The following is a 25614-nucleotide window of genomic DNA, read 5'->3' as shown; positions in this document are numbered from 1 at the left end:
CCATGCAAGAATTAACACATCTGGATCAACTTGAGGCTGAAGCGATATACATTATCAGAGAAGTAGCAGCGGAGTGCGAGAAACCGGTCATGTTGTATTCCATCGGCAAGGACAGCTCGGTCATGCTGCACTTGGCCCTAAAGGCTTTCTACCCCGAGAAGCCGCCGTTCCCATTCATGCATATCGATACAACCTGGAAATTCAAGGAAATGATTGAGTTCCGCGACCGAAAGGCGAAGGAATTTGGTATCGAGATGATCGTGCACTCTAATGAAGAGGCTATTCAACAAGGAATTAACCCCTTCGACCATGGTTCCGCATATACCGACATTATGAAAACCACAGCCCTGAAGCAGGGATTGGATAAATACGGATTCACGGTTGCGTTCGGTGGCGGAAGACGTGATGAGGAGAAGTCGCGTGCGAAGGAGCGGATTTTCTCGTTCCGGAACAAGAATCACTCGTGGGACCCGAAGAACCAGCGTCCGGAGATGTGGAAGCTGTTCAACACGCGAATCAACAAGGGAGAGAGCATTCGAGTCTTTCCGCTGTCCAACTGGACTGAGAAGGATATCTGGCAATACATTCGTCGGGAGAACATTGATATCGTTCCGCTTTACTCCGCGGACGTAAGACCGATCGTTAATCGTGACGGGCATATCATCATGGTGGATGACGAGCGGATAAAGCTTGAGCCTGGCGAGAAGGTAGAGATGAAGAAGATTCGCTTCCGCACGTTGGGTTGTTACCCGCTCACGGGCGGAGTCGAGTCCGATGCCGTTACGCTGGATGAGATCATTGAGGAGACATTGGGTGCGTTATCTTCCGAACGGACCAGTCGGGTTATCGATCAAGAAGCGGCGGGAAGCATGGAACGACGCAAACGGGAGGGCTATTTCTAACATGAAGAGTCTACTTAAATTCATTACCTGTGGAAGTGTGGATGATGGCAAGTCCACGCTGATCGGACATATGCTCTATGAGGCCAAGCTGCTGTTTGCCGATCAAGAACGCGCGCTTGAGCTCGATAGTCGATTGGGAAGCCGAGGCGGCAAAATCGACTACTCGCTGCTCCTCGATGGTTTGCTGGCTGAACGCGAACAAGGGATTACCATTGATGTGGCATATCGTTATTTTACGACGTCTCATCGTTCCTTCATCGTGGCGGACACACCGGGACACGAAGAGTATACGCGCAACATGGCTGTAGGCGCTTCCTTTGCCGATCTAGCCATCATTCTGGTGGACGCTACCAAAGGCATCATTACCCAGACCAAACGCCATGCCCGGATCTGCGCCCTGATGGGGATCAAGCATCTCGTATTGGCTGTGAACAAGATGGATCTGGTCGGCTTCGATCAGAGGACGTTCGAGGCAATCAAGGAAGACTTCATCCAAACGACGGCCGAATTTCAAATCAAGAGCATTCAGGTCATTCCCGTGTCGGCTACGGAAGGGGACAACATTACAACCCAGTCGCCGAATGCTCCCTGGTACGAGGGGTTAGCTTTATTGCCGTATTTGGAAAGTATAGATGTTCATACTACCGATGATACGAAGCCTTTCATGATGCCGGTTCAGCGTGTAAGCAGACCGGACCATACATTCCGTGGGTTCCAGGGCCAGATCGAGGCTGGAAAGATTTCGGTCGGAGACGAACTCATGACTCTGCCAAGTCGGGAGAAAGCCAAGGTTAAGCAGATTTTGGTGACGGACCAAGCTAAGGATTCGGCTTATGCTGGCCAACCGGTTACGATACAACTGGACCGCGAAGTTGATGTCTCGCGGGGCTGCGTGCTCACGATAGACAATCAAGTCCAAGAAGCTGACAGCTTCGCTTCTACGATCCTGTGGATGGACGATTCCGTCCTGACTCCGGGCAAGCATTATTGGGTAAAGGTCGGAACGAAGACTCTTCCAGGCACTGTAACGGCGATTACCCATAAAATTGACATTAACACAGGCCATACCGTTCCGGCCGATCAAATTGTTAAGAACGAATTGGCCAAGTGTGAATTCACGCTGTCGGATCAGATCGTCTTCGATTCCTTTGAACACAATAAGAGCATCGGAGGTTTTATCCTCATTGATCGTGTCACCAACATGACGTCTGCTTGCGGAGTCATCGATCAAGCTCTGAAGGGAGAAAGCCGATTTGCCACGCTGGATACGGGGATCACGAGAGATATTCGCGCCCAGCAGAAAGGACAATCTCCGCTCACGCTCTGGTTTGCTGGCTCGGATACGGTAGCTCTAGCCAAGGAAGTGGAGAAGCGACTAATGTCATCCGGTTACCATACGATGCTGCTTGAGAGCGTCAGTGGAGAAACGCTCCGCGGTACGGCGGAGATGGCAAAGGTGTTGAACGACGCCGGCCTGATCTCACTGGTATCCCATGATTCTATCAGTGCGGGCGAACTTGAGACAGCTCGAGAGATCATCGGGGGTAAAGGATTTATCGAAGTTAACGCGGACGAGATCGGCGGAATGTCCACCCAGGATGCCGCGAAATCCGTGGTTAAACGAGTCGTGCAATCCGTTATCGATCACAGTCCTTCGAATAACTACGACATTTAATAAGCATGTCCGATAAAAGCGGTTGCCGATCAGGCAGCCGCTTGTTTGTTTCGTCAAGATCCCTTTATATGGGAAGACTGATCTCTGTATGCCAACATTACCCGTGCTGAGGTTGCAGCTATCGTCCAAAGAATATTGAAGGCTTCGGACTTGATTTAAAGCACCAAAAGGGTTCCCCATGCAGGAAGAACTGCATAAGGGGAGCCCCTTTTTGTCTTTGTTTCAATACCACCCATTAACTACAGTATTCTAAGTACTCCCCACCTTTCCAGGCGGTCATTAATACACATGCACACCCGTGCCAAGCACGGACTTGTTTTGTACGGAATTACCGGATAGATATACCTTTTGCAGATCAGGCAGCTGGCTTAGGGTCTCGATATTGGAAATGGCATTGTTCTCGAGATGAAGCTCTTCTATGGCCTGCCAGTTACTCATAAATTCGAGAGAAGCCAAATTGCTGTCTTGCAGAGTGAAGGAACGTAGCGCGGACATGTTGGCAAAGTAAGGCATCATTTGGTCAACTTCAGTAACTGAGGTGTTGTTTATGCTGAAATATGGCTGCTCTAAGGTCAAATGTTCAAGTACGCTGTTCTCCGCGGCCGCCTTTTGTTCAAAGTTCAGCCTACACTCGGAGCACACCAAAGATTTCACCTGCTTCAAACGAAATAAGGCATCGCTTTCCTTGAACAGTGACGAGTCGTAAATGTTTAAGGTCTCTAGGCGGGACAAGCCGTCCAGGGCGGCAAGACGGGTTAGTTCATCGATCTCCCAGAGCGAGAGTTGCTCCAGTTTCGGGAATTTCCCCAGCGCAGCCAAGTTCAACTCGCCACTTCCGCCACGGAGCGTCAGACTGGTTGTAGCCGCGGCCTCTAGCCCGGTGAGAAAGGAGCTTGGAATTTCCACTCGCTTTACTTTAGGCAGTGTCAGCGCTTCTGCATTCTCGTAGTAGCCGGACAACGTTAATTCCCGCAGAGAGGGCAGACTGTTTATGGCTTTTACCGAACCAAGCTGACTTAGAGAAGCCAAGCGTAGCGTAGTAATGGAGTTTTTACCGGTCAAGTGCTCCAGATTGGAAAAGTTCACATTTTCGATATCTAGCGTTTGTAGAGCAGGCATATTTTGCACAAAGTCGATGGACTTTACATTTGATAAATAGGACAACTGAAGCTCCTGAAGCTGGGTCAGGGCGTATAGCGGCTGCAGGTCTGTGGCTTCGCTGTAATGTATGGACAAGGATGACAGCCCGGTCATGGACGATAACCATCCGAGTTCATCGACAAAGGTGAGCGACAGGGACTTGAGCGGCAGTTTATTCAATAGATAAAAATCCGTTACGGACTCATCCACATAGGTAATGGATAAAGAGCTCAGATTGGGGAATTCCAGCAGCAGGGCCAATTCCTGATTGCTGCGAAGCTGAGTGGTAAGCTCCGTGATTTTAGACTTGTCACCAAAGTAGCCCGAAAATGTACTAAAGGATTCGTTAAAAGCGCCTCCATAACTTTTTAATCCGGGCGTATGGGCCAAAGTGGTTTGGTCCGTCTGGGAGATTTCATAGGTATTCGTCAGGTCCAATGCCGTCAGTCCCTTAAAAGCTTCAAAATCTCGCTGATCAATCCGCTGGCTATTCAGTTTCTTGTCCTGAGTAATATAAGTGATCTTCTCGGCTTTTTCATCGCTGAAGGGATCGGAGAGACTATATATAAACTTCCACTGATCATTCTCCGAATGCTCTACGGTTAAATAGCGAATACGAGCCAATTCCTCCTCTGTTGGCAAGGCGGACCCTTTATCGAAGATATCTCGCAAAAATGAGAGCAAAACCTCGCTTTCAGGCATCTTTCGCACAGGCAGATTGGCTTCTGTTTTTGAATAGATGGAGCTGTTGCTATAATAAAAATATGTACCGATGGCGCCAGCCAGGACTAACATCAGTATCAGCATTACCTTTACGGAGGCAGTCTGCTTCAACGGTGTTTTAGGGGGCGTTCCGTGGTAATGATTAATGGTCTGGTCTACGTAATAGACATGATTTTGCTTCAATAAAAGCTCTGTTTCACAATAGGGACACTTTAAAACCTCATCCTTCTTGTATTCAATTCTTCCGTTGCAATTGGGGCAGTTTAGCGGGATAAACGCCACGAATGTCCCCTCCTTCATTATGATGGTCATAAGATCATGCTGAACGGTCATCTGATTTCATTATACCTTGTGAATTTACGTTTGATGAGAGAAAGAAGTTTCACATAGCGAAGGAGCAGGGGAATCCTGCTCCTTTTTGGTCTTATTTAAAGTGTGGCTGGTGGTAGGCATTATTAAATCAATCATTAAGCGATCGAAGTAATCGGATGTTTAACGTGCACAGGGTAGAGATGTTCACCATGGGTTCTTACAAATAAACCTTCATTGGTGATTGTACTTTTTAGAACGATATGATCTGTTACATCTGGCGTGAAATGGAAGGTTATTTTCTCCGTATCATCATCTGCGATCTTATCCAAAATATCGTTCATATTCATTTCGTTTAAGCTAACAATGTCGAAGAGCTCAATATGATTGTCTTCTTTCTGATAAATAACAATGACGTTTTCGTTTTCCAAGTAATAAATATCATTACTAAAAACATTCAGGCAATAAAACATGAGTATTCCTTGAGCATGATGGGTTGCGAAATGATGAGAAACAGGTAATCGTTCCGATGCGAATTTTTGAATAAGACGTAAATCCTCCGCGTTAGTTACATTTAGTTTTCGGATGTTCGCAGGCTCGGGTGATTTTTTTGCCGTATAATCCATTGAAAAAAGATGTTCTTCCACAGGCTTAAACCCAAACTTGGGGTAAAAATCAAGCACCAATTCATTGGCAAAAAGGTACATGTAATCATACTTGTTCTCGTATTCCTCTAAAACTTTATTCATTAAACGTGTAGAGAGTCCTTTCCCCCGATAATCAGGATGTGTCATCACCGTGCCGATTTGAATCGCTTTTTTCTTCTCACCGTGAATGATGAGCTCAAGGATGTTAACGGAAACGTTGGCAATAACCTGGTCTCCATCGACATATGAATAAGGGATGTAACGCTCGCCCCAGTATCCTTGTTGATACCAATCTTCAAAATTGATCTCAAACGTGTTGACAGCAAGCTCGAAAAAACTTTTGCGCAGTACTTCATTGTTTTTATAATTCTTCATAAATATTAATTCTTGCATGGTATTACCCCCTTAATCCTCAAAAATGACTGTTTGTATAGTGGTACGATCGATCCCGTATTTAACTATGTAAAGTATGATTGCAGGTGACAATTCTGCTTATAAGTTGTTGTTGGTTAAGCAGGAGTTGTAACAAGAGAAAGTGGAGTTTGATATGGAAAGAGACGCGAGCGAATTCGCGTCTTCTTTTTTGCATGCTTTATAGGATATGCTTAAATGCAATTGCGTCAGTGAACTGTTTTTCACTATTGAAAATCTTGGTCCATTAATCTACGGCAAAATGCACGATTGCACTATATAACATCTTGTTGCGAAAAGGGTCAAACGTTACTTGATGCTGAACTTGCTTCACGCGCAGCATTAGCGCTTTGTTGATTTCAATTCGTTCTTCAATCGCTCGCGCCAGTTCATGAAAGTCATAAGCCTGCAAGCATTCGACTTTATCTTTAATTATATCCAGTGAAATTTCCATATATAATTCAGGCCTCCTTAAATCTCGATTTGCAGGTTAAAAGCCTGTCGAGCTTCATTTTAGAGGAGCTTTTCCAGTTCGGCAAGAGCAATCGGGCTGAAAATCTAATAAAGACGTGATAAAATCGGGAAAGGGCAATTTTAAGATCATCGAACACTCATTAATCTGAAGATCTAATGGAAGTTATAACAGATACTGCTGTTTGAACAAAGTTACATTTGCATGGTATAAGTGAAGAAGAAGCTAGGACACCATAATGTGAATCGCAACGAAACTGCGAATGATCATGTAAATGATAGGCAAGCAGATGCAAAGAGTTACGTTTTATTATTATTAATGAGGACAAAGACTGTCCTGGAATGTATAGAGGAGCTTTTGAGATGACAAAGGAAAACTTTTGGCGTGAATTGCCACGACCATTTTTTATACTGGCACCTATGGAAGATGTGACCGATGTTGTGTTTCGGCATGTCGTAAGTGAAGCGGGCAGACCGGATGTGTTTTTTACGGAGTTTGCGAACACAGAGAGTTATTGTCACCCGGAGGGGCACCATAGTGTGCGTGGACGGTTGACGTTTACAGCGGATGAACAGCCGATTGTGGCTCATATCTGGGGAGATAAACCGGAATTCTTTCGTGAGATGAGTATCGGTATGGCGAAAGAAGGATTTAAAGGCATCGATATCAATATGGGCTGTCCTGTAGCGAATGTTGCGGAGAATGGAAAAGGAAGTGGCTTGATCTGCCGGCCAGCCCTTGCTGCGGAGATTATTCAGGCGGCGAAAGCCGGGGGACTGCCCGTCAGTGTAAAAACGCGTCTGGGATTTACTGAGGTCGGCGAATGGCGCGACTGGTTGACCCATATTTTGCAACAGGACATTGTGAACCTGTCCATTCATCTGCGGACGAGAGAAGAAATGAGCAAAGTAGACGCTCACTGGGAACTGATTCCGGAGATTAAAAAACTGCGTGACGAGATAGCGCCTAATACTCTTCTGACGATTAATGGGGATATTCCTGACCGTGAGACAGGCCTGAGACTCGCGGAGCAATATGGTGTGGATGGTATTATGATTGGACGCGGTATCTTCCAGAATCCGTTTGCTTTTGAGAAGGAGCCGAAGGAACACAGCAGTAAGGAATTGCTTGATCTGCTACGGCTGCATTTGGATCTCCATGATCAATATTCTGAGCTTGAACCGCGTTCGTTCAGCCCGCTGGCCCGTTTTTTCAAAATCTATGTTCGAGGCTTCCGCGGTGCTAGTGAGCTGAGAAACAGCTTGATGAACGCCAAAACGACTTCTAAAGTACGCGAATTGCTCGATGAGTTTGGAAGTAATGAAAGTAATGAACAGGTGGAGTAGAGTAAGACGAAGAAAATGAATGGATACGGCGTATGATTCAGGTAGATTTAATAGCAAAAAAGAAGCGGTAACTCTTCCGCTTCTTTTTTTTGCTTTGCTGTTTAACGCGTATACTCTGGCTTTTCCATGGCGACCGGCTGAGGATTCGCGAGTACCCATAATACCGCCAACTCGGATAATCTGGCAGGCGCATCAAAATCGTATCCATTATGAAGCCTGCTGGCCAAGTCTGCTGCCTCTTGGAGAAGTGCGGGGGCGAGTGGCGCTCCAGTGCCCAGATAACGAATTAGCGCATCTAGCATCTTGCGAAACTCCGCATCCCAGTTTCCTCCGCCATTATCTAATACTTCATGGGACACACGTCCTGTGATGCGGATGACCTCTCCCTGCACCGTTTGAGCGTGGCCCTGAGCCGGGATGAGATATTCCCACAGCTCTTGGTGCTGCTTGGGCCAGGTGGTTGCCTTTACCTGAATGGGTGCAGTTCCATCGTGCATGATCCGATTCGCTACCGGCTCGACATCAAATAGCCGGTACAGTTTGATCAGCGCGTCTGAAACTCCATCGACCTTGTCCTTATTGAACTTCTCACGGACGAATTCAAAATCCTTACCGATCCGCTTCACCGATTCTTTCATATCCGGGGTGACCGATGCTCCGGCATCCAGAAGAATTGCGGCAATCTCTGCCAGATTAACTATATCGCTATTCCTACAATTGACTAACCCCTTAGCTAATGGCGTATTACCCTGTTTATTTTCTACGTTAATCGTAGCGCCCTGGTTTACCAACTCTTGAACCACTTTGGTTTGATACCCACTGACCGCTGCATGTAACGGTGTTTCATTTTGGTAATCCACAGCGTCCAGATCCGCACCTAATTCAAGGAACAGGGGTACATTGCCTGACCAGTGTGAGGCATGAGCATGTAGAGGCGTGCGTTGATATTTGTCACGTGCATTAATATCTGCCCCTTGCTCTATGAGCCAGCGGACCAATTCATCCGAAATATGCCGAAAGCTGAGGGCTGTACCTTTGCTGTAGCCCCCACGTGCATCCCATTCGCATTGCTCGAAAATTTCTTTTACGGTTGCGATATCATTATCTTTAATGAGTTTTTCCATATGAGCAGGTAAGGTTGCTTTCTTCGTAGCCATTACACTCTTCCTCTCCTTTGTGAATAACAACGTAAGTTCCAATGGTAGGCTATGATGATTTAATAGTAAGTAGATAATTTTCTGCAATTTTATCACATAGGGGAATTCAAAACCAATAACTGGGTTTCTTCCATCGTCAATTTGGTTTGCTATGTTATAATTTAGGTGAATGTTGATACTGGAGACGGATTGAAAAATATTTGAATGATCGCCGCAATTCAATGCGGTAGGCTTTTGATAATAGGAGGATTTATGTCCTGGAGTAAATTGAAGCAACAACTGGAGAGTTTTCTTAGTCCTGCGTTAGTTGGAAGGGTGGAGTACCGTGCTACCAGCTATCGCTATTCACCTGATAAATCAGGCAATTGTTATATTACTGTAGATAAAAAGAATGTACTCAACATGAGTGATACAACAACACCAATCCGATGGTATCAGACAGAGCAGGAGATCAAGAATGATCCGGAGATCATGATTCCTGTGAGCGATGAAGAGATTGAAGTTATTCGAAAAGATTCCAAAGGACCCATTCCCGAGGATCGTCTTCAAGTCATGGCAAGAAGCAGAAAAATCTCCGTACATGCCAAAGAGCTTTTGTTGGCTCAGACCGCACTTAGTAAATCGAATTTTACCGTTGCAGCCACGACGTATTTATCAACTTCTATAGAGGATAATCTGGATAGCAAGGATATCTTGTTTAATATTCTGGCTTTAATGGACAGACGAGTTGGCAAAAAGCGAATTCTGAACATGTCGGAGCAGGTCAAATTAAAGCATCCAGCGGTACAATATTTTTATGAACTGCGTCGTCGTACGTTGTGAAATGGATTAACTTTTGATATAGCTTTTAACTATAACCAGTTATGGTTTTTAAGTATCCCTTCTAACTGCTCTCGGCGTGATATTATCATTGTATACAACGAGGGGGTTTTTTACATGACTGATAAGTTCCAGATCGTGGGAAGTTTATTGCGGCCGGATGAGCTGCTGAAATATAAAACGCAAATTGAACATAATGATGATATCCAATATCCGTTCTATGAAAACTACGAAGGATATGAGAAGTGTGAGACAGAGGCAATCAAACAAGTTGTCGCAAAGGAAATCGAACATAACTTGTCCGTGGTTACCGATGGTGAATTTTCCAAATCGATGTGGCATCTGGACTTTGTATGGGGATTTGGCGGAGTGAAGCGTTACATCGCGGATCACGGCTATTTTTTCAGAGATGTGGACGGAACGTCGAAATATGAAACACGCAAAGATATTGGACTGCGCATCACTGATAAATTGAGTGGAAAGAACCATCATTTCATTCAACTGTTCCAACAACTGCAAGACACGGCTGGCGAGCAACAAACGAAACTTTGCGTACCGTCTCCTTCCCATATTTTCGGTGAGCTTTCCTGGTCGGATAACATTGGTGGAACGGATGCTGTATATCAAAACATACAGGAGCTCAAAGAGGGTCTTGTGATCGCGTATAAGGAATTCGTGGAGGAATTCGCTGCAGTGGGCGGTAAAATTCTGCAATTCGATGATTGCTTGTGGGAACTGTTTGCAGACGACAACCCGAACTCTCCTTTTACAGGGGAAAATATTAATCAAGATGAAGTAAAGGGACTTGCTACCGAATTCATTGATATTAATAATACCGTGATTGACTTTGGTCATAGCCTTGGCTTGAAAATGTGGACACATAACTGCCGCGGCAATTATGATTCCCGCAACATGGGTGGTGGATCGTATGCCAAAATTGCGAATCTGTTCCTGAAGCAATTGAAGTATGACCGTTTCTTCCTGGAGTGGGATGATGATCGTGCGGGTTCAATTGAAGCTCTGGAAGTGTTCAAGGACAGACCTGAAACGGAAATTGTACTGGGTCTGTTGTCATCCAAAACGAGTACACTCGATGATGAAGCACGTGTTGTCCGTTTGCTGGACGAAGCTTCCAAAATCATCGATAAGGATCGGCTGCTGTTGTCTCACCAATGCGGATTTGCATCCTGCGATGGTGGTAACGAATTAAGCGAAGCTCAGCAATGGGCGAAGATCGATCAAGGGCAGAAGATTGCAAAGCAATATTGGGGCAGCACCGTCTAGGATTCAAGCTGAATGTATTGTGACCTTATAAACACATTGCTCGATCAATAGTGTTCTGTGCAATAATGAAACGGCGACTTTTCCTCTGGAATCTATCCAGGGAGAAGCCGCCGTATTTGTTGTGGAACGTACACATGGGTACGTGCTCATTTCTATAACTTTTTTTAACTAATGATGAGGCAGGCATGTCATTCTTTATTTCTGCGATTCACGCTGTGCCAGCCATTCCTTTTTCAACAAAGCATATTGATACGTATTCTCGTATTTCGGTGTGCCGTCCTCATTTTTGACAAATGAAATGAACTCCATAAAAAGACCTTCCCGACGCATGCCCAGCTTCTCACACAGTTTCTGAGAACGGAAGTTATCATCCTCGACATAGGCGTACAGTCTTCTTATTCCCTGTTCCATAAAGAGATTTTCGATGAAAGCATTGGCGCTCTCACTGGCGTATCCTTTCCCTTCATATCTGCCATTAAAATTCCAACCAATACTATACGTATCTGAATTCGAATCCTTATCTGTATCGGAATCCCGATCTTCCCTCATACCAAACAGCTCACCGATCAGCTCGTTACTGTCTTTCAGGCAAACCGCGATGTGGGAATCGTCACTGTTTCTTTTTGCAACCTCTGTCACCGCGTCTTCCAACGTTGAAATTCGTTGCTCCATAAAACAATTCACTCTGGGATTTGCGGTGTATTCCAACAGTCCGGCTGCGTCCGTTACGGTGAAATTTCGCAGGATTAATCGATTGGTTTTAAGTATTTGCATAAGATGGTATACCTCCGGTTTTCATATGAATAGATTGGTTTTGTTCATGTTGTATCTCTTTTTATTTTACGAGACTCCCTATTCGTACTATAACTGGGTATAGACTTGGGGTTGGCTTTGGTTCTGTCTGACCGGGAGAACAATCCCACCAATTTCTCCCTATAGATATAACCGAGTACAAACCCGATCACAGCGATAACAGAAATAATAATGGCGATCGTGTATTGTTGCATATGAATCGTGGACCCTATAACGGTAGATGCGATGATCCACGGCAGACGACCGACGATAAGGATCGTGAAGAACCTAAACGAACTAATCGATGTAAGTGCGGCGACAAATACAAGCATGTCTTTGGGTAAGCCGGGAATTACAAAAAAGATGAATAAAAATGCGGAGAACTTCTTCTCATCATGAATTAACGACATCCACTTATTATTTTTCTTTTGCATTAGTCGTGAAATATAGGCGCGACCGATATAACGGGTGAAATAAAAGGCGATCGCTGAGCCTATAATCAAACCTATTGTAGTATACAAGGACCCAAGTGTAACCCCATAGATATAACCGCCTGCGACCTGTACCACTTCTCCTGGAATGGGCGCAACCACGATCTGAAGAATCTGGAATAAAATAAACATGACCGGACCCCAATGGCCTGTTGAATGAATATACGCTCTGAAGTTGTCCATGGAAGACATGATTTTAATAATGGCAGGAGAATAATACACCAGTAGACCAATGGATAACATGATGAACAGACCCAACAATATGTTAATCATTACTTTTTTCGAAGTTTGTGGCATTCCTGACGACCCCTTTGTGTAATAACTTCTACATATTTACAGTATAAGACGAAATTATTAAGAGATACCTACATAACTTCTGAAGAATTCTTAAGTCGATTGTATTTGCTGGTAGTCGCTAATAGCGCATATTATACTGAAATTAGACGGAGGGATCAGATGAGCAAGAAAATTCTAATTGCTGATGATAACAGTGAAATTCGTGAAATTGTAAGGATTCTGTTAGAGAGTGAGAATTATGAAGTGATTGAAGCGATAGATGGTCAAGATGCGATTGATAAAGTGAACGAAGAGACGGATCTCATTATTTTGGATATGATGATGCCCAATAAATCGGGGCTGAAGGCGTGTCTGGAGATTCGTGAAAAAACAAGTGCACCGATCCTGTTTCTCACGGCGAAAACGCAGGATTCTGACAAACAATTGGCCTTTTCCTCAGGCAGTGATGACTTTTTGTCCAAACCCTTTTCCTATACAGAACTCGTTTCGCGGGTGAAGGCTTTACTACGACGGTATTATGTATATCGGGGCAAGGAGAAGACCGAAGAACAGGACCAGATTATCGTTAAGGATCTTACCGTCCATCAGGATTCAAAAGCCGTGTTTGTTGGAGAGAAGGAGATTGCTCTAACTGAAATTGAATACCAGATATTGCTGCTGTTGGCTAAGAAACGACGAAAGGTATTTTCGGCAGAAAATATATATGAGAGTGTTTGGGGGCAACCCTATTTTTATACGTGTAATAACACGGTGATGGTTCACATTCGTAATTTGAGAGGCAAACTGGAGGATGACCCGCAGAACCCTAAATATGTGAAGACCGTTTGGGGGAAGGGGTACAAAATTGAATAGATTATTAATCGGAAAAAAGCTGAAGATAAAACTGGTTCTGGCGGTTGTCATTTCTTTGGTCATTTCCATAAGTGCACTCGTTATTTTACAAGTTGTTGGCGAGACTGTATTGGATAGTTATTTAAGCAAATCCACTTTTGTAGAAAACAGGCAGCAAGATGCGCTCGATCGATTCGAAGCATTTGTGGATAACCAGAACGTGTCAACCCGTGATCATGAGCAATTGTCTGCTTGGATAAGACATGAGCGCTACTTAAATCTGTATATTTTTGCAAAAGACAAATTGATATTTTCCTCCAACACGGAGATTGATCCTGCCATTAATGAAGAGTTGTTAACTCAAATCGTGCCCTCAAAAATACCTATCACCACCATCCATTTTGCGGATCAGGATGCCCAGATATACTTGGTTAGCTTTTATGAGTATCAATATTACAACCTCATTCTGATTATTGGTGTTTTCATAGCGGCCATTGTGTTCATTGTTTCCTTTCTACTGATGATTAATAAGAAAACATCTTATATTGGCGTGCTTGAACAAGAGATCAAAATACTCGAAGGTGGAAATTTGGATTATTCGATTACGATATCGGGAAAGGATGAACTGTCATCTCTGGCTCAGAGTATTGATGAGATGAGGAAATCATTTGTGGAGCGTCTGGGCAGCGAGGAGAGGGTCAGGATGGCCAACCGTGAATTGATCACGGCGATTTCCCATGATTTGCGAACGCCACTCACGATTCTATTAGGATATATGGATATCATAGAGCTCAACAAATATAAGACACATGAGGATCTGTTGCAGTATATTCATAATAGCCGGGAGAAGGCCTATCAGATCAAAGTGCTGTCAGACAAACTATTCGAATATTTTACGGTATCCTCGGCCGCTGAAGAAGAGGAAGTAGAATTTGAAATGTATGAGGGCAGAGCGCTTATCGATCAACTCATAGATGAGCAATTAGTGGTTTTGGACGATATAGACGTGCAGGTTCAGACAGATGCGCATCACGAGGAGTTTTTGCTGGAAATCAATCTGGTCGCCATGCGTCGCGTAATGGATAACATATTTTCAAATATTCGAAAATACGCCGATCCAGGGCACCCCGTTCATATCCAGATTTCTTTGAAGCAACAATGGGTGATTCTTGGGGTGGAGAATAAGATTAAACATGTTGGCAAAAAGAAAGATAGCAACGAAATCGGGCTCGTTAGTTGTCAGAAAATGATTCAGCAGCATAACGGGACGTTGACGGTGTCGCAGGAAGAAGATATCTTTTCACTACAGATTAAGCTACCTGTCATCATCAACAAACCAACTCAGACTCATATATAACAGATCTCTTGAAATGATGCTGATTGTCTTCCGTTGGATTTCTCTGGCTGTCTGATTTGGTTACCTTAGACTGCTGTAGTGGAGTATCTTGCTAATAGGCATAGGCGAATGAACATCGCTCTGCCATTCACACTATACAAATAGAGCCATGCGACAGCATGGCTCTTACATATATCGTGAGAGGGCAAACCTCATGTTTTAAACAACAGGTGCACTCTGTTTCATGAAATATTGATTAATTAGAAACGTGAGCATTGGTCCTGGCTCAGCCTTTTGTAATTGAGCCTGATCGCCAAATTCCATGAGATACGGCTGTTCCGTAGTACAAGGAATCCAATGAGGCATCGTTTTTCCGGTGGAGTCCGAGCCGTTTGGGTCACCTGTAGCAATAAAGTTGGATAAATAATTGCACATCTGGCGGGCCAGATCATAATGCTTGCCTGTGAATGGCCGCCAGCATTTGGCGAGTGTTTCGAAGAAAAACCACAGATCGACGGAGTGAAAAGTGCCTGGCTGATCCCAGCCCGGAATCTCGGCGTCGAAGTTATAATAGTAGAGAGGCGTTTCAGACGGATGACCGCTGTTCGCGCGGATGGCAAGCAGAATGGCATGTTGGATCATGCGGACCGATGCTTGTTTCAGAGCATGTTCGATTTGGCCGGTATCTGCCTCACATAGCTGCAAAAAGGCAGGAGCATTCTCGCCAAACAACTCCACAGCCATCTGCTTCAGTTCTTCCAGATTGGCTGCGGCGGGACGGGTCCAAAATTCGGAAGACGTATGCCCCAGCATTACGGGTATCGCTTCGCGCTCCTGCTGAACAAAACGAGTAAACGGATCGCCTGCGCAGAATTGTTCGTCGATGACGGTTCCCCAGAAGCTTTTGTATTCGAGTGCTTTGTCACGAAGATATTCAGCATCCAGTTGTCTCGCCTCAGCCAGGGAAGATACGCCCAGGAAGCTGAAAAATTCAACCCCTGCTTGCTCTGCATCTCGCAGTGTGGAACGGACAGAAGGCACGCGGACCTTCGGGTACAACTCGGTAGCTATACCACTCATGATGACGGCTCGCTGGAACAAGCCTTTATTTTGCGGAGAGGTCATCTGGCTGAGTACACTTCCTCCGCCTGCCGACTGTCCGCCGATGGTGATCTGGTCTGGATCACCGCCAAAGGCGGCAATGTTGCGTTTGACCCACTGGGTACCTGCTTGTTGATCGAGATGACCAAAGTTGGCGGGTGCATGGGGGGATTCGGCACTAATCTCAGGATGGCACAGGAAGCCAAAGGCATTCAGCCGATAATTAATCGTCACAACGACAATACCTCTACGAGCGATTCGTTCGCCATCAAATTCCATTTCGGCCGTATGGCCGACTTGTAGGCCCCCGCCAAAATACCAGACAAAAACAGGCAACTTCTCGTCCGTACGCTTGGCTGGTGTCCAGACATTCAGATACAGACAATCCTCGTCCATGGGCAGGTCGGGATCAACGGCCCATTCGCGGGTATAGATATTGTTGTCATCGATGACTGTTGGGGCTTGCATGGAGATGGGGGCAAAATCAAAAGCTTGCAGTACACCTTCCCAGCTCGACTGCGGCTGTGGAGCGCGCCAGCGGTTCTCACCTACAGGAGGTGCGGCAAAAGGAATTCCCTTGAAGCTGGTAATCCGCGGGTCCGCTGCGGGCAGTCCTTGCACTTGTCCATGTTCTACCGTAACCAATCTAAGCATACAACATTCTCCTCTCTGGATTTAGCTTGTAAGCGTTACCGAACATCTGATCAACGTGGCATTAGAAAGGGGGAATCTAGGTTGAATCCGATTTGGCATGAGAGCAGTAGAGCCAGTAATTTGTATTTTATCAGCGGTGGTCACAAGCCGGCCAACGCTCACCAATGGGGGCCAGGCGTGCGTGACGTTTATGCGCTGCACTATATTATCCGTGGTCAAGGGACGCTGGAGACGGGCGGGCGCGTTTTTCGGCTAGTTACGGGGGAAAGCTTTATCATATTTCCGCAAAAGGAGATTTACTATTATCCAGACCCGCAAGATCCATGGGAGTACGTCTGGGTGGAGTTTAGCGGTGAGGATGCCGGGCGGATGCTGGGGCTGACACAGCTCTCAGAGTTACAACCCGTGGTGTCGGTCTCGCCGGAGACATTGCAGCCTTTTTTCCACCTTGCCTGGAACGCGGGTGCATCATCCTATGAATTACTGCGGGCAGATGCCCGTTTGCGTCTGCTGCTTTCTTACTATATGGAACATTATCCGAAAGAGCCGCAGGTGGACACCAAGGATTATGTCTGGCTGGCGAGAAAGTACATCGAGCAGAACTACTGGAAGCCGACATTGACCGTCACGGAGATCGTAAAGGCAGTTAATCTGGAGCGCAGTTATTTGTTTCGTCTGTTTAAGGCAACAACCGGCAAGTCTGTTTTGGAGTATATTACATCCTGCCGAATCGGGCGCGCCTGTGAACTGCTGAAGACGTCGGGTCTACCAATTCAATCGGTAGCCTATTCTGTCGGCTACAATGATCCGTTATATTTTTCCAAAGTATTCAAGAAAGCAACTTCACACACGCCAACATCTTACATGATGCTGCATCGGACGAAGGCATAACGTTAACGGAACAGGGCGCAGTTCCCGGACTCTCGGAAATAACGGATCAGCTTCTCAATAGGCTCGCGTCCACAGTTCAGCTTAACTCCTATACAATCGATGCACAGAAATTGCTGGGCAGAGCGCGAGATCAATTTGAGGTAGATGCCCACATCATCTGAAGAGAGCGGAACCTGACAGGAGGTGCACAGGCGATGTTGAGCCATCTATTTCACCAGTTTGGCACGCACAATTAAACAATCATGTGCTGCGACAACGGGAGCGAAGCGTTCGCGGAATACGCCAAGCTCTTTATGTTCCCAGCAGTCATACAGGGACAGCGCATAACCGGCAGCGTAAGGCAGACCCATATCCCAAAATTGCAAAGACAATTCCCGCTGGCTGTCGCTCAGGTTGAAGAAACCAATAGCTAGATCACCATCTGTGAGTACCTTCACCAGCATAAATACATCGTCTTTGTGAAACCATTGAGGCTCTGGTTTAATGCGGTAAGCTCCGCGCGCTTCTACATCCTGATTGATGGCAAGCAGGTCAGGATTCAGGAGAATATCTTTGGTGATCTGGTTAGCCTTGCGCACGTCACATCCGATCATTAATGGGGAGCCCATCATGGACCAGAGTGAGAAGTGGGTTTTATATTCGATGTCGTTACATCCACCGATGCTGCCAATATAATCATTGTTGCTTCCACCGTACATACCAACGATTAGCATATCCATGTCGTTATGACAGAAGGAGCCGGTGTAGCTTTGTTTGCCCAGTTGAGACAGGGCAAGTTCCTTCACTGAATCCCAATTGTCACGGATATCGCCGGTAGAACGGTACATATGAGCCCCCGATTCCCGAATCCAATCGTATACATCGTCGGCTCCCCAGTTGCAGGCGGAGAACAGGATATCGCGTCCGCAATTTTTGAGCGCAAGGCTCATCCGTTTGTACAGCAGCTCTCCTGAGATATGGCGCGGCTTGAAGCAGTAATCATACTTCAAATAATCAACGCCCCATTCGGCAAAAAGGGCGGCATCCTGGAATTCATGCTCAAAGCTGCCTGGATACCCTGCGCAAGTATGCGTGCCTACACATGAATACATGCCGAACTTGAGTCCTTTGCTATGGATATAGTCAGAGAGCGCTTTCATTCCGCTGGGGAATTTCTCCGGGTCAGCCACCAGATTGCCGCTCTCATCACGTTCCTTCAGGCTCCAGCAATCATCAATGACAATATACTCGTAGCCAGCAGCCAGATAACCTTCCGATACAAACACATCAGCGACATCCCGAATTAATTGTTCGTTAATATCCCACGTAAAGGTATTCCACGAATTCCAGCCCAGGGCAGGGGCAAAGCCTAACACTTGATTGTTGCTCATGCTCACGCATCCTTCCTCATCTCGGTTTTGTTAACAATACTAAACTGAACATAAACGATGAGCGACGTTTCCTGCCATAGCTTAACGTTGCTTGGATATGGACATATGTTGCTCTGCTGTGCTGGGGGAATTAGCTCTCCCAATCAGGCTCTCGGCAGGTATTCAGAAGTTGCCGGTAGAAGCATAAGAAAGGAAAAATGTCTGTCTGCGAAGAAGTTATATCTATCTTTTCAGGGATCTGTGCGAAACTATGGTATAGATGTTATGATCGGTGATAATGCTCGAACAGGATGTCAGAGCAAGAGGGAAATCTGAATAGTATTCAGTTCTTTCAGGAAAAATACCCCAGTGGGGAATCCCTCATACGAATGGTAACAATCCCGCCGGGACGATTATGCATATGGCAGAAGGGTTCCAATTGGATAATGTGCGATTTTCCATCGGTTTTTTGTTAAACCTAAGTGTCCGTTTGATATGATCAGATATAAAATTTATAGGATGGGGAGTGTTGCCAAATGAATCTAGGTGAAGTGATGCAAGAGTTAGAGGCGCTGGGCAAAGAACGAACGAAAAAAATCTATATCTCTAACGGTGCGCATGAACCGCTATTTGGCGTGGCAACCGGAGCGATGAAACCAATGGCAAAGCGGATCAAAAAGGATCAACCTTTGGCAGAGCAACTATATGCGACGGGGAATTATGATGCGATGTACTTTGCAGGCGTGATAGCCGATCCTCAAGCGATGACAGAAGCTGATTTTGACCGTTGGATCGATGCTGCTTATTTTTACATGATCTCTGACTTCATCGTTGCCGTCACGTTGGCGGAGACGGATATTGCTCAAGCAGTTTCGGATAAGTGGATCGCGAGCGGAGATGAACTGAAAATGTCAGCAGGATGGAGCTGTTACTGTTGGTTGCTAGGTAGTCGAAAGGATGCTGAGTTTTCGGAGAATAAACTGATGGAGATGCTGGAACAGGTGAAAAAGACGATTCACGAATCCCCGGAACGAACGAAATATTCGATGAACAACTTCCTGTATACCGTTGCAACATCCTATCAACCGTTGCACGATCAGGCAGTGGAGATAGCCAAGGCTGTGGGACCTGTCGAAGTGAACAAGGACATGCCCAAGAGCAAGATGCTGAATGCCTCTGAGAATATCCAAAAGGCAGTGGATAAAGGGCGGACGGGTTTCAAGCGTAAATATGTAAGATGCTGAAATTTTCGCCGTATCGTCAGTTTTAACATACGGAACATATGGTTATCTTGGGATTGAAATCCACAATCTCCATGTTATAATGAGGACAGAAACAGCTTATAATGCAAAGAGAGCCGTGCGCTAACACGACTCTCTGATGCAATAGCCGCTTTTAAGGGCGGTGGGCTTAACAAGCAGGGTACCGACTAAATAGACCGCATCCCTTAGCCAGAGGGCGGTCTATTTGTCTTTATTGGACAGCAGCGCTACAATCAGCAAACCGAAGGTAAGCATTAGCATAATCGCTTCAAATACTGTCACAAGGCATCACCTCCCTTCCGGGAGATTAGCCGACCGCCCATATAAGCCTTTCCATTGCTCTGTGAGTATACCATATTTTTCTTGGAGCTAATAGATGAACAATAATTCGTTTTTATAAAAGTTTGGGAATGTTAATGACCTCGTACTTTATATGCGATAAGAGCGTTACGGTGGCTAGTATGGAATTTATTAAGTTGTAAACAGATAAGAGAAAACACGCCATTTAAAGGCGTGTTTTTTGTTGATAGGTAGATAATCAGCATATAGCAACATCAAGGCTACATATCGTTCCTTTTAACCATTTCTTTGGCTTGCTGCCTGCCCGCTGAGAGAAAGCTGTCGCTAAGCTCAGGATCACTAACAGAGCGTGCAAGTACAAGCGAGCCAACCATTGTACTGAACAGTGCACGACCTCTCGACACATCAATCTCAGCCAGATTGGAGATAAAAGTGATCATCCGCTCCAATTCATGGGTAAATACCTGCCGAACCTCTTCGGACGAACGGGATATTTCGCTGGAAAGGGCGGGGAAAATACAGCTCATTTCCGTTTGGTCGCGGTGATACGGACTCAAATAATAATCGATTACTTTATTAATTTTGGAATTCTGCTCTTCCTGATCAGCCACGTTCTGTAGAAGTGTAATGGTATCACTAATGGCATATTCACAGGCTTCGGCAACCAATTGTTCCTTGTTGTCAAAGTGTGAATAGAACCCTCCGTGAGTTAATCCAGCTCCCTTCATAATAAACGGGACACTCACCTCCTGGATACCATTGGTGCGAAAAGCTCGAGCCGCACTCTCAACAATCTTACCTCGTACTTTTATTTTATGTCCTTTGGGATAGGGCATGATCATTCACTCCATAGTTTCATCATTCTATAGAAATTGAACTAAAGAATATTTACACCTTCCACTCCGATGACAGAACAACCTTCTGATCGCTGTTATCCCCAGATTTTTGTGATTCCCTTTTCCAAAAGGGAAAATCCGGTGATAAAGGCGAGCGCTTCGCTTCCTCAGGTTATTTCTGTCCTCTCCGTTCTCGTGTAAATTTATAGTTCAATTTCTATACTTTCAAAATATTATAGTCATCATAATAAAGCCTGTCAATTTAACGACTGAATATCTGTTGCTTTACAAAAGGATAAAATACGGTTGTTGACGGTCTTAAAATATGATGGTTATAATATATTATTGTCGTCATATTTTAAATTGACTTCAAATCGGGAGGTATCAGATTATGAGCAAGCTTGAATCTGTGGATACGTTAGTTATTGGATCAGGTCCAGGGGGATATGTGGCGGCGCTTCGTTCTTCGCAGTTGGGGATGAAGACGGCGATTGTTGAGCGTAAACAGCTTGGCGGGGTCTGTACACATGTGGGTTGCATACCATCCAAAGCCTTAATTGCGGAATCGCATCGTTATGATTGGTTCAGACAGTTTAATCAAGCTGACGCGGCAGCGACATTTAAGAATGCTCAGGATTTTAAACAGGGGGTTGTGAATAAACAGGCAGGTGGTGTCCACTATTTGTTAAAGACTGCGGGTGTGACCATTCTTGAAGGCGAGGCTAGTCTGTTGGATGAGCACATAGCGATGATCCGGCAAACTGGACAGGAGCAAAGCATTTCTTTTGAAAATCTCATACTGGCAACGGGGTCTCGTCCGATTGAGCTGCCAGCATTTCCAGTTGGAGGTCGTATCTTATCTTCCACTGAAGCATTAACTCTACAGGAGGTTCCGAGTAGTCTGATTGTGATCGGCGGAGGTTATATTGGGGTGGAGCTTGGACAGATGTATGCCAAATTCGGAACAAAGGTAACGATTCTTGAGGGTGGCGCACAAGTATTGCCCGGATTCGAGGCGGAACTTGCAGCCCCTGTAGTCAAACAATTGAAGGCGGATGGCATCAACATCGTAACCGGAGCGATTGCTGAAAAGGTGGAGCAGAATGCGGATTCCATTACACTGCATTATTCGAAAAACAAGGAGCAGCAACAAGTTACGGCAGAATATGTATTGGTCACGATCGGAAGGAAACCCAATACAGACGGACCGTTAGGATTGGAACGCATAGGTTTGCCCGTAACGAACAAAGGACTGGTTGAGACGGATGAACAGTGCAGAACGGTTATCCCGCACATTTATGCCATTGGAGATATTACAGCCGGTCCGGCACTTGCCCACAAGGCATCCTATGAAGCCAAAGTAGCCGCAGAAGCCATTGCGGGTCTTACCTCCAAAGTGGATTACAAGGTGATTCCGCTTGTCGTGTTTTCTGATCCGGAGATATCCAGTGTTGGGGTAAATGAGACGGAAGCCAAAGCACAGGCCATTCCGGTGGTTATTGGGAAATCTTCTTTCGGAATCAACGGAAGAGCGTTGGCGTTAAGGGAAACCGAAGGTTTTGTGAAAATAGTGGCTGACCCGACATCAGGAATTGTCATTGGCGCGCAAATCGTTGGCGTGGAGGCATCTACACTGATATCGGAGCTCGCACTCGCCATTGAGATGGGGGCAACCGTGGAAGATCTGGCCATGACGATTCATCCTCATCCGACTTTGGGAGAAGTGATCATGGAGGCAGCCGAGAACGCAGTCACCAAAATGAAAAAGCAAAATAGTCAGTAAATTTAACCATACACGAGGACTGGGAATGGGAGAGATAAAAAGATGAAGTTAAAAGCAGGTTTGTATATCGGGATTGCGATGGTGTTTATTATTGGAGGTTCACTTCTTGCGGTTAAAGGGAAGGATGCTGTTAGTCAGGCCGAGAGCCGGAAACAAGGCATACTTGAGGCAGAGCAAACGACTTTAATTTATCAGAATAGCCCCGGAGCAATTGCAGAGGTTGGTGCGTCTGCAGGTGACTCCGTGAAAGAGGGAGAAGTACTTTTCAAAGTGAAATCAGCCGGGGAGGGAGATGTGGATGTACTCGCACCGTATGACGGGTTGGTTGACCGAGTTGCTGTAAAGCAGGGAGATCAAGTTCAAGCAGGAGTCCCGCTGGCAGTTGTACAAAAGAATACGTATTACACCGACCTTAACATACAGGAAAGTGAAATTCAACAGCTTGAAGTGAATCAAAGCATTGATGTTCATTTCCCGTATGTGGATCAGCCAACGCAGGTGAAGGGGAGCGTTACTTCCATCTCAACTGCTCCTCAGTTTGCAACCTTGCGGATGTCTCGTGAAAAAGGGCAAGCGGATTTAAGTATGTTTTTTGTCCGAATTTCGATGGATTCAAATACCGATTTGCTTCCGGGGATGACGGCAGAGGTGAAACTTGATGAAATCACTGATTGACGAGTGGAAGTACGTCGTAGGCAGTAAGTATATACGGCTAATTTTTATTGGGCCAATGATTGCAGCCTTATTTTTCGGCTTAATGTTCTCGCAGAATCAACTCAGTAAATCACCAGTTGTGGTCATTGATGAGGATCATAGCGAATATTCACGACAATTGATCTCCAAAATAAATGCGTCACAATACATGAGCGTCAAAAGCGTATATGCAAGCCGAATGAGCCCAGAAACTTTACTTGCTAACGAGCAGGCTGTAGCGGTCATTATGCTTCCCAATCAGTTGGGATTGCGTCAACAACAAGGGAAATCGACGAATATCGGCATATTGATGGATAACACGATGCCCTCGGGGTTAACCGGTATTCGCACTGCGATTCAGGAAATCATCCAGACAGAAAATATGACCCTATCCATTACACGTCTGGTCCAAAAAGGGATGGATGCCGAGACAGCTAAAGGAATCGTATCACCGTTATCCCTTCAGCAGCGGATGCTGTTTAATCCAACCTCCAGTTATGTCGGTTTTATGGTACTTGGATTTGTGAATATCGTAGTATTAATGATTACAACAAGTGCAGCGGGCTCAATTGTACCCCGGCTTCGTCAGGAAGGGAAACTGTTTGCCAACGGAAAGTCACCTTTCCAGCTATGGGTGCGGAGTGTACCTTACGTTGTGTTGAGTTCCCTTTCGCTGCTTCTATCCTATGGATTGTTAAAGCAGGTGGGGGGAATGCGATTTGAAGCAGAGCCTTATCTTTTCATCATTCCATTGGTTGTTTATGCTTTTGCCTTGTCACTCATGGGTATGCTGATCGGATACACTGCCAAAGACATGTCGAAAGTAAGCCTACGAACCAGCTTTGTATTGTATCCCTCCTTTTTGGCTACGGGAATTCAATTAACACCGCTGGCGTTTCCAGAACCGTTCCAAATGTTCGCATGGGCATTACCGATGAACTGGCTTAACCGTCTAATTCGTGGAATGGCGTTTCGGGACGGGGCACTGACTGCCTACAGTCAGGAATTGGGGGCACTGCTGATTATTATTGGCGGAGTGTCCTTGTTCGTGGGATTACTGTTTCTGCGGGAAACAAGGAAAGTTTCTTCCAGCAGAGCACCCCTATTGAATACGGATATATTGCCGAGCAGTAGTTAATTATTTAAGAATCGTTAAACAACGAAAAAAGGCGCACGGGAGTCATTCCTGTTGCGTCTTTTTGTTTTCTTTTTAGATCTCATCGTGTCTCTCATACGGCGAGCTATTTTCCATCGTTGAGGGCTTTATACAATTGTTCTTCGTAAGCTTTCACACTATCGCTATCAATATCTTCTACACCTGTAAATACATTTTTGGTATTGTGATAAAAAGCAAGAGCGAAGTCCCTGACGACGTGAACATCGTGGTGTTCTAGCGCAATCGATTGAAACAGATTGCTTAACATATATTCAGCATCTGAGCCGTCTTTTAGATAATTGAAACTCATAAATTCTTGAAGGACATGATACTTAAATTCTTCGAGTTCTTCTGTAGTAGGATTGTATTCCCGAGCAAGCTTTTCTGTTGCTTCGGCTTTTTCTGTAGGTGATTGATCGCTTATAGCTAGTTCGTTCACCGATGTCTGCCAATCTATTGCTGCTTGCTCCGTCTGTTCGAAGGCATCAGATGCAGATGCTTCCTCTGTTACCACATCTGTATTCTCAATCTGTGATAATACTGTACTGACTTGTTTAGTTTCCTCTGTTTTGGTCACAGTGCACGCACTTAATAGAGAGGACAACACAAGAACTGATAAAACTAGTATTGATTTCTTCACAATATTTCCTCCATTGGTATGTAATCTTAGTTAGTCTACCAGACTGAAGGTTATGTTACTATGTTCAGTTAAAATCGTATTCAAAAAATGGATAGTGATCGTAAGAGGGAAATACCATAGATTGTTTCTCATTAATCGTCATCATTATATGATATAATTTCTCACTGAGAGTACAGAAATGGAGAGCAAGAACGACTTGATCCAGCTACTCCATAGCTGCCCCTATTTGTGACCTACTGCTCAGATGAAAACTTCCAAGGGAGCACTGATTTTTAGGATATAGAGCTGCACGCAGATAAAATTATTTATTACGGGAG

Annotated in this window: 23 protein-coding genes; 12 read left to right on the top strand and 11 right to left on the bottom strand. The window is 45.3% G+C overall.

The window, feature by feature from the left end; all coding sequences use genetic code 11:
* Positions 1-2 precede the first annotated feature (2 nt).
* Positions 3-902: a sulfate adenylyltransferase subunit CysD gene (gene cysD, locus NSQ38_RS00935; RefSeq protein ID WP_076333411.1), complete on the top strand. Its 900-nt coding sequence runs from the start codon at positions 3-5 to the stop codon at positions 900-902.
* Position 903: 1 nt separating this feature from the next.
* A complete protein-coding gene (locus NSQ38_RS00930) occupies positions 904-2577 on the top strand; it encodes a GTP-binding protein (RefSeq protein ID WP_339786322.1) in 1674 nt (557 codons plus the stop codon).
* Between the two features lie 279 nt (positions 2578-2856).
* Here NSQ38_RS00930 and NSQ38_RS00925 read toward each other — a convergent pair whose 3' ends face one another.
* From NSQ38_RS00925 to NSQ38_RS00915, 3 genes are all read right to left on the bottom strand, one after another.
* A complete protein-coding gene (locus tag NSQ38_RS00925) occupies positions 2857-4524 on the bottom strand; it encodes a leucine-rich repeat domain-containing protein (RefSeq protein ID WP_339786319.1) in 1668 nt (555 codons plus the stop codon).
* 383 nt (positions 4525-4907) lie between these two features.
* The gene (locus NSQ38_RS00920; RefSeq protein WP_339786317.1) at positions 4908-5789 is read right to left on the bottom strand and encodes a GNAT family N-acetyltransferase; all 882 of its coding nucleotides are present in this window, start codon (positions 5787-5789) and stop codon (positions 4908-4910) included.
* Between the two features lie 265 nt (positions 5790-6054).
* The gene (locus NSQ38_RS00915; RefSeq protein ID WP_133387365.1) at positions 6055-6261 is read right to left on the bottom strand and encodes a DUF2536 family protein; all 207 of its coding nucleotides are present in this window, start codon (positions 6259-6261) and stop codon (positions 6055-6057) included.
* A gap of 380 nt (positions 6262-6641) precedes the next feature.
* Between NSQ38_RS00915 and NSQ38_RS00910 the strand changes: the two genes are divergently transcribed.
* The gene (locus NSQ38_RS00910) at positions 6642-7625 is read left to right on the top strand and encodes a tRNA-dihydrouridine synthase (RefSeq protein ID WP_339786314.1); all 984 of its coding nucleotides are present in this window, start codon (positions 6642-6644) and stop codon (positions 7623-7625) included.
* Positions 7626-7726: 101 nt separating this feature from the next.
* Here the strand turns inward: NSQ38_RS00910 and NSQ38_RS00905 are convergent, their stop codons facing one another.
* Complete coding sequence (locus NSQ38_RS00905; protein ID WP_339786312.1) at positions 7727-8782, bottom strand: ankyrin repeat domain-containing protein; 1056 nt, start codon at positions 8780-8782, stop codon at positions 7727-7729.
* 252 nt (positions 8783-9034) lie between these two features.
* On the opposite strand from NSQ38_RS00905, the gene NSQ38_RS00900 reads away from it, so the two are divergent.
* Both NSQ38_RS00900 and NSQ38_RS00895 read left to right on the top strand, forming a co-directional pair.
* Complete coding sequence (locus NSQ38_RS00900) at positions 9035-9604, top strand: hypothetical protein (RefSeq protein ID WP_339786310.1); 570 nt, start codon at positions 9035-9037, stop codon at positions 9602-9604.
* A gap of 114 nt (positions 9605-9718) precedes the next feature.
* Positions 9719-10885: a cobalamin-independent methionine synthase II family protein gene (locus NSQ38_RS00895; protein ID WP_076253801.1), complete on the top strand. Its 1167-nt coding sequence runs from the start codon at positions 9719-9721 to the stop codon at positions 10883-10885.
* Between the two features lie 195 nt (positions 10886-11080).
* On the opposite strand, the gene NSQ38_RS00890 is transcribed toward NSQ38_RS00895, so the two are convergent.
* Positions 11081-11659, bottom strand: a complete 579-nt coding sequence (locus tag NSQ38_RS00890; RefSeq protein WP_339786308.1) for a GNAT family N-acetyltransferase — start codon at positions 11657-11659, stop codon at positions 11081-11083.
* Positions 11660-11703: 44 nt separating this feature from the next.
* The gene (locus NSQ38_RS00885) at positions 11704-12465 is read right to left on the bottom strand and encodes a TVP38/TMEM64 family protein (protein WP_339786305.1); all 762 of its coding nucleotides are present in this window, start codon (positions 12463-12465) and stop codon (positions 11704-11706) included.
* Positions 12466-12624: 159 nt separating this feature from the next.
* Here NSQ38_RS00885 and NSQ38_RS00880 point away from each other — a divergent pair, with 159 nt between their 5' ends.
* Positions 12625-13317, top strand: a complete 693-nt coding sequence (locus NSQ38_RS00880; protein ID WP_017690627.1) for a response regulator transcription factor — start codon at positions 12625-12627, stop codon at positions 13315-13317.
* Positions 13310-14653 (top strand): HAMP domain-containing sensor histidine kinase, encoded by a 1344-nt coding sequence (locus tag NSQ38_RS00875; RefSeq protein WP_339786303.1) that lies wholly within the window; start codon positions 13310-13312, stop codon positions 14651-14653. The genes NSQ38_RS00880 and NSQ38_RS00875 overlap by 8 nt, the downstream gene beginning before the upstream one ends.
* Positions 14654-14851: 198 nt before the next feature.
* On the opposite strand, the gene NSQ38_RS00870 is transcribed toward NSQ38_RS00875, so the two are convergent.
* Positions 14852-16387 carry a carboxylesterase family protein gene (locus tag NSQ38_RS00870; RefSeq protein ID WP_339786300.1) on the bottom strand — a complete coding sequence of 512 codons (1536 nt, stop codon included), beginning with the start codon at positions 16385-16387 and terminating at the stop codon, positions 14852-14854.
* Between the two features lie 81 nt (positions 16388-16468).
* On the opposite strand from NSQ38_RS00870, the gene NSQ38_RS00865 reads away from it, so the two are divergent.
* Complete coding sequence (locus NSQ38_RS00865) at positions 16469-17278, top strand: AraC family transcriptional regulator (RefSeq protein ID WP_339786297.1); 810 nt, start codon at positions 16469-16471, stop codon at positions 17276-17278.
* 2 nt (positions 17279-17280) lie between these two features.
* On the opposite strand, the gene NSQ38_RS00860 is transcribed toward NSQ38_RS00865, so the two are convergent.
* Together NSQ38_RS00860 and NSQ38_RS00855 are read right to left on the bottom strand one after the other, a co-directional pair.
* Positions 17281-17484, bottom strand: a complete 204-nt coding sequence (locus tag NSQ38_RS00860) for a hypothetical protein (RefSeq protein ID WP_074093540.1) — start codon at positions 17482-17484, stop codon at positions 17281-17283.
* Entirely contained in the window at positions 17485-18648 is a 1164-nt protein-coding gene (locus NSQ38_RS00855) for a glycoside hydrolase family 27 protein (RefSeq protein WP_339786295.1), read from the bottom strand.
* Between the two features lie 515 nt (positions 18649-19163).
* Between NSQ38_RS00855 and NSQ38_RS00850 the strand changes: the two genes are divergently transcribed.
* Positions 19164-19871 (top strand): DNA alkylation repair protein, encoded by a 708-nt coding sequence (locus tag NSQ38_RS00850; RefSeq protein WP_339786292.1) that lies wholly within the window; start codon positions 19164-19166, stop codon positions 19869-19871.
* Positions 19872-20449: 578 nt separating this feature from the next.
* Here NSQ38_RS00850 and NSQ38_RS00845 read toward each other — a convergent pair.
* Complete coding sequence (locus NSQ38_RS00845) at positions 20450-21025, bottom strand: TetR/AcrR family transcriptional regulator (protein ID WP_339786290.1); 576 nt, start codon at positions 21023-21025, stop codon at positions 20450-20452.
* A gap of 391 nt (positions 21026-21416) precedes the next feature.
* Here NSQ38_RS00845 and lpdA point away from each other — a divergent pair, with 391 nt between their 5' ends.
* From lpdA to NSQ38_RS00830, 3 genes are read left to right on the top strand one after another with little or no spacing between them, the layout of a single operon-like run.
* Entirely contained in the window at positions 21417-22808 is a 1392-nt protein-coding gene (lpdA, locus tag NSQ38_RS00840; protein ID WP_339786287.1) for a dihydrolipoyl dehydrogenase, read from the top strand.
* 42 nt (positions 22809-22850) lie between these two features.
* Positions 22851-23483, top strand: a complete 633-nt coding sequence (locus NSQ38_RS00835; protein ID WP_339786283.1) for an HlyD family efflux transporter periplasmic adaptor subunit — start codon at positions 22851-22853, stop codon at positions 23481-23483.
* Positions 23467-24639, top strand: a complete 1173-nt coding sequence (locus NSQ38_RS00830) for an ABC transporter permease (protein ID WP_339786281.1) — start codon at positions 23467-23469, stop codon at positions 24637-24639. Before NSQ38_RS00835 ends, NSQ38_RS00830 begins: the two co-directional genes overlap by 17 nt.
* A 103-nt stretch (positions 24640-24742) precedes the next feature.
* Here the strand turns inward: NSQ38_RS00830 and NSQ38_RS00825 are convergent, their stop codons facing one another.
* Entirely contained in the window at positions 24743-25297 is a 555-nt protein-coding gene (locus NSQ38_RS00825) for a hypothetical protein (RefSeq protein WP_339786278.1), read from the bottom strand.
* Positions 25298-25614 lie beyond the last annotated feature (317 nt).

Source organism: Paenibacillus sp. FSL R7-0313 (genome assembly GCF_037969885.1).
Classification (GTDB): domain Bacteria; phylum Bacillota; class Bacilli; order Paenibacillales; family Paenibacillaceae; genus Paenibacillus.
The sequence above is the reverse complement of the archived record's forward strand: the minus strand, read 5'-3'. Positions and strand labels throughout refer to the sequence as shown.

Coding starts and splice junctions, on each gene's coding strand:
- NSQ38_RS00880 (WP_017690627.1), top strand. CDS start 12,625: ATGAGCAAGAAAATTCTAATTGCTGATGATAACAGTGAAATTCGTGAA.
- NSQ38_RS00905 (WP_339786312.1), bottom strand. CDS start 8,782: ATGGCTACGAAGAAAGCAACCTTACCTGCTCATATGGAAAAACTCATT.
- NSQ38_RS00890 (WP_339786308.1), bottom strand. CDS start 11,659: ATGCAAATACTTAAAACCAATCGATTAATCCTGCGAAATTTCACCGTA.
- NSQ38_RS00910 (WP_339786314.1), top strand. CDS start 6,642: ATGACAAAGGAAAACTTTTGGCGTGAATTGCCACGACCATTTTTTATA.
- NSQ38_RS00920 (WP_339786317.1), bottom strand. CDS start 5,789: ATGCAAGAATTAATATTTATGAAGAATTATAAAAACAATGAAGTACTG.
- NSQ38_RS00835 (WP_339786283.1), top strand. CDS start 22,851: ATGAAGTTAAAAGCAGGTTTGTATATCGGGATTGCGATGGTGTTTATT.
- NSQ38_RS00855 (WP_339786295.1), bottom strand. CDS start 18,648: ATGAGCAACAATCAAGTGTTAGGCTTTGCCCCTGCCCTGGGCTGGAAT.
- NSQ38_RS00870 (WP_339786300.1), bottom strand. CDS start 16,387: ATGCTTAGATTGGTTACGGTAGAACATGGACAAGTGCAAGGACTGCCC.
- NSQ38_RS00925 (WP_339786319.1), bottom strand. CDS start 4,524: ATGCTGATACTGATGTTAGTCCTGGCTGGCGCCATCGGTACATATTTT.
- NSQ38_RS00895 (WP_076253801.1), top strand. CDS start 9,719: ATGACTGATAAGTTCCAGATCGTGGGAAGTTTATTGCGGCCGGATGAG.
- NSQ38_RS00845 (WP_339786290.1), bottom strand. CDS start 21,025: ATGCCCTATCCCAAAGGACATAAAATAAAAGTACGAGGTAAGATTGTT.
- cysD (WP_076333411.1), top strand. CDS start 3: ATGCAAGAATTAACACATCTGGATCAACTTGAGGCTGAAGCGATATAC.
- NSQ38_RS00860 (WP_074093540.1), bottom strand. CDS start 17,484: ATGGCTCAACATCGCCTGTGCACCTCCTGTCAGGTTCCGCTCTCTTCA.
- NSQ38_RS00885 (WP_339786305.1), bottom strand. CDS start 12,465: ATGCCACAAACTTCGAAAAAAGTAATGATTAACATATTGTTGGGTCTG.
- NSQ38_RS00915 (WP_133387365.1), bottom strand. CDS start 6,261: ATGGAAATTTCACTGGATATAATTAAAGATAAAGTCGAATGCTTGCAG.
- NSQ38_RS00930 (WP_339786322.1), top strand. CDS start 904: ATGAAGAGTCTACTTAAATTCATTACCTGTGGAAGTGTGGATGATGGC.
- NSQ38_RS00850 (WP_339786292.1), top strand. CDS start 19,164: ATGAATCTAGGTGAAGTGATGCAAGAGTTAGAGGCGCTGGGCAAAGAA.
- lpdA (WP_339786287.1), top strand. CDS start 21,417: ATGAGCAAGCTTGAATCTGTGGATACGTTAGTTATTGGATCAGGTCCA.
- NSQ38_RS00830 (WP_339786281.1), top strand. CDS start 23,467: ATGAAATCACTGATTGACGAGTGGAAGTACGTCGTAGGCAGTAAGTAT.
- NSQ38_RS00900 (WP_339786310.1), top strand. CDS start 9,035: ATGTCCTGGAGTAAATTGAAGCAACAACTGGAGAGTTTTCTTAGTCCT.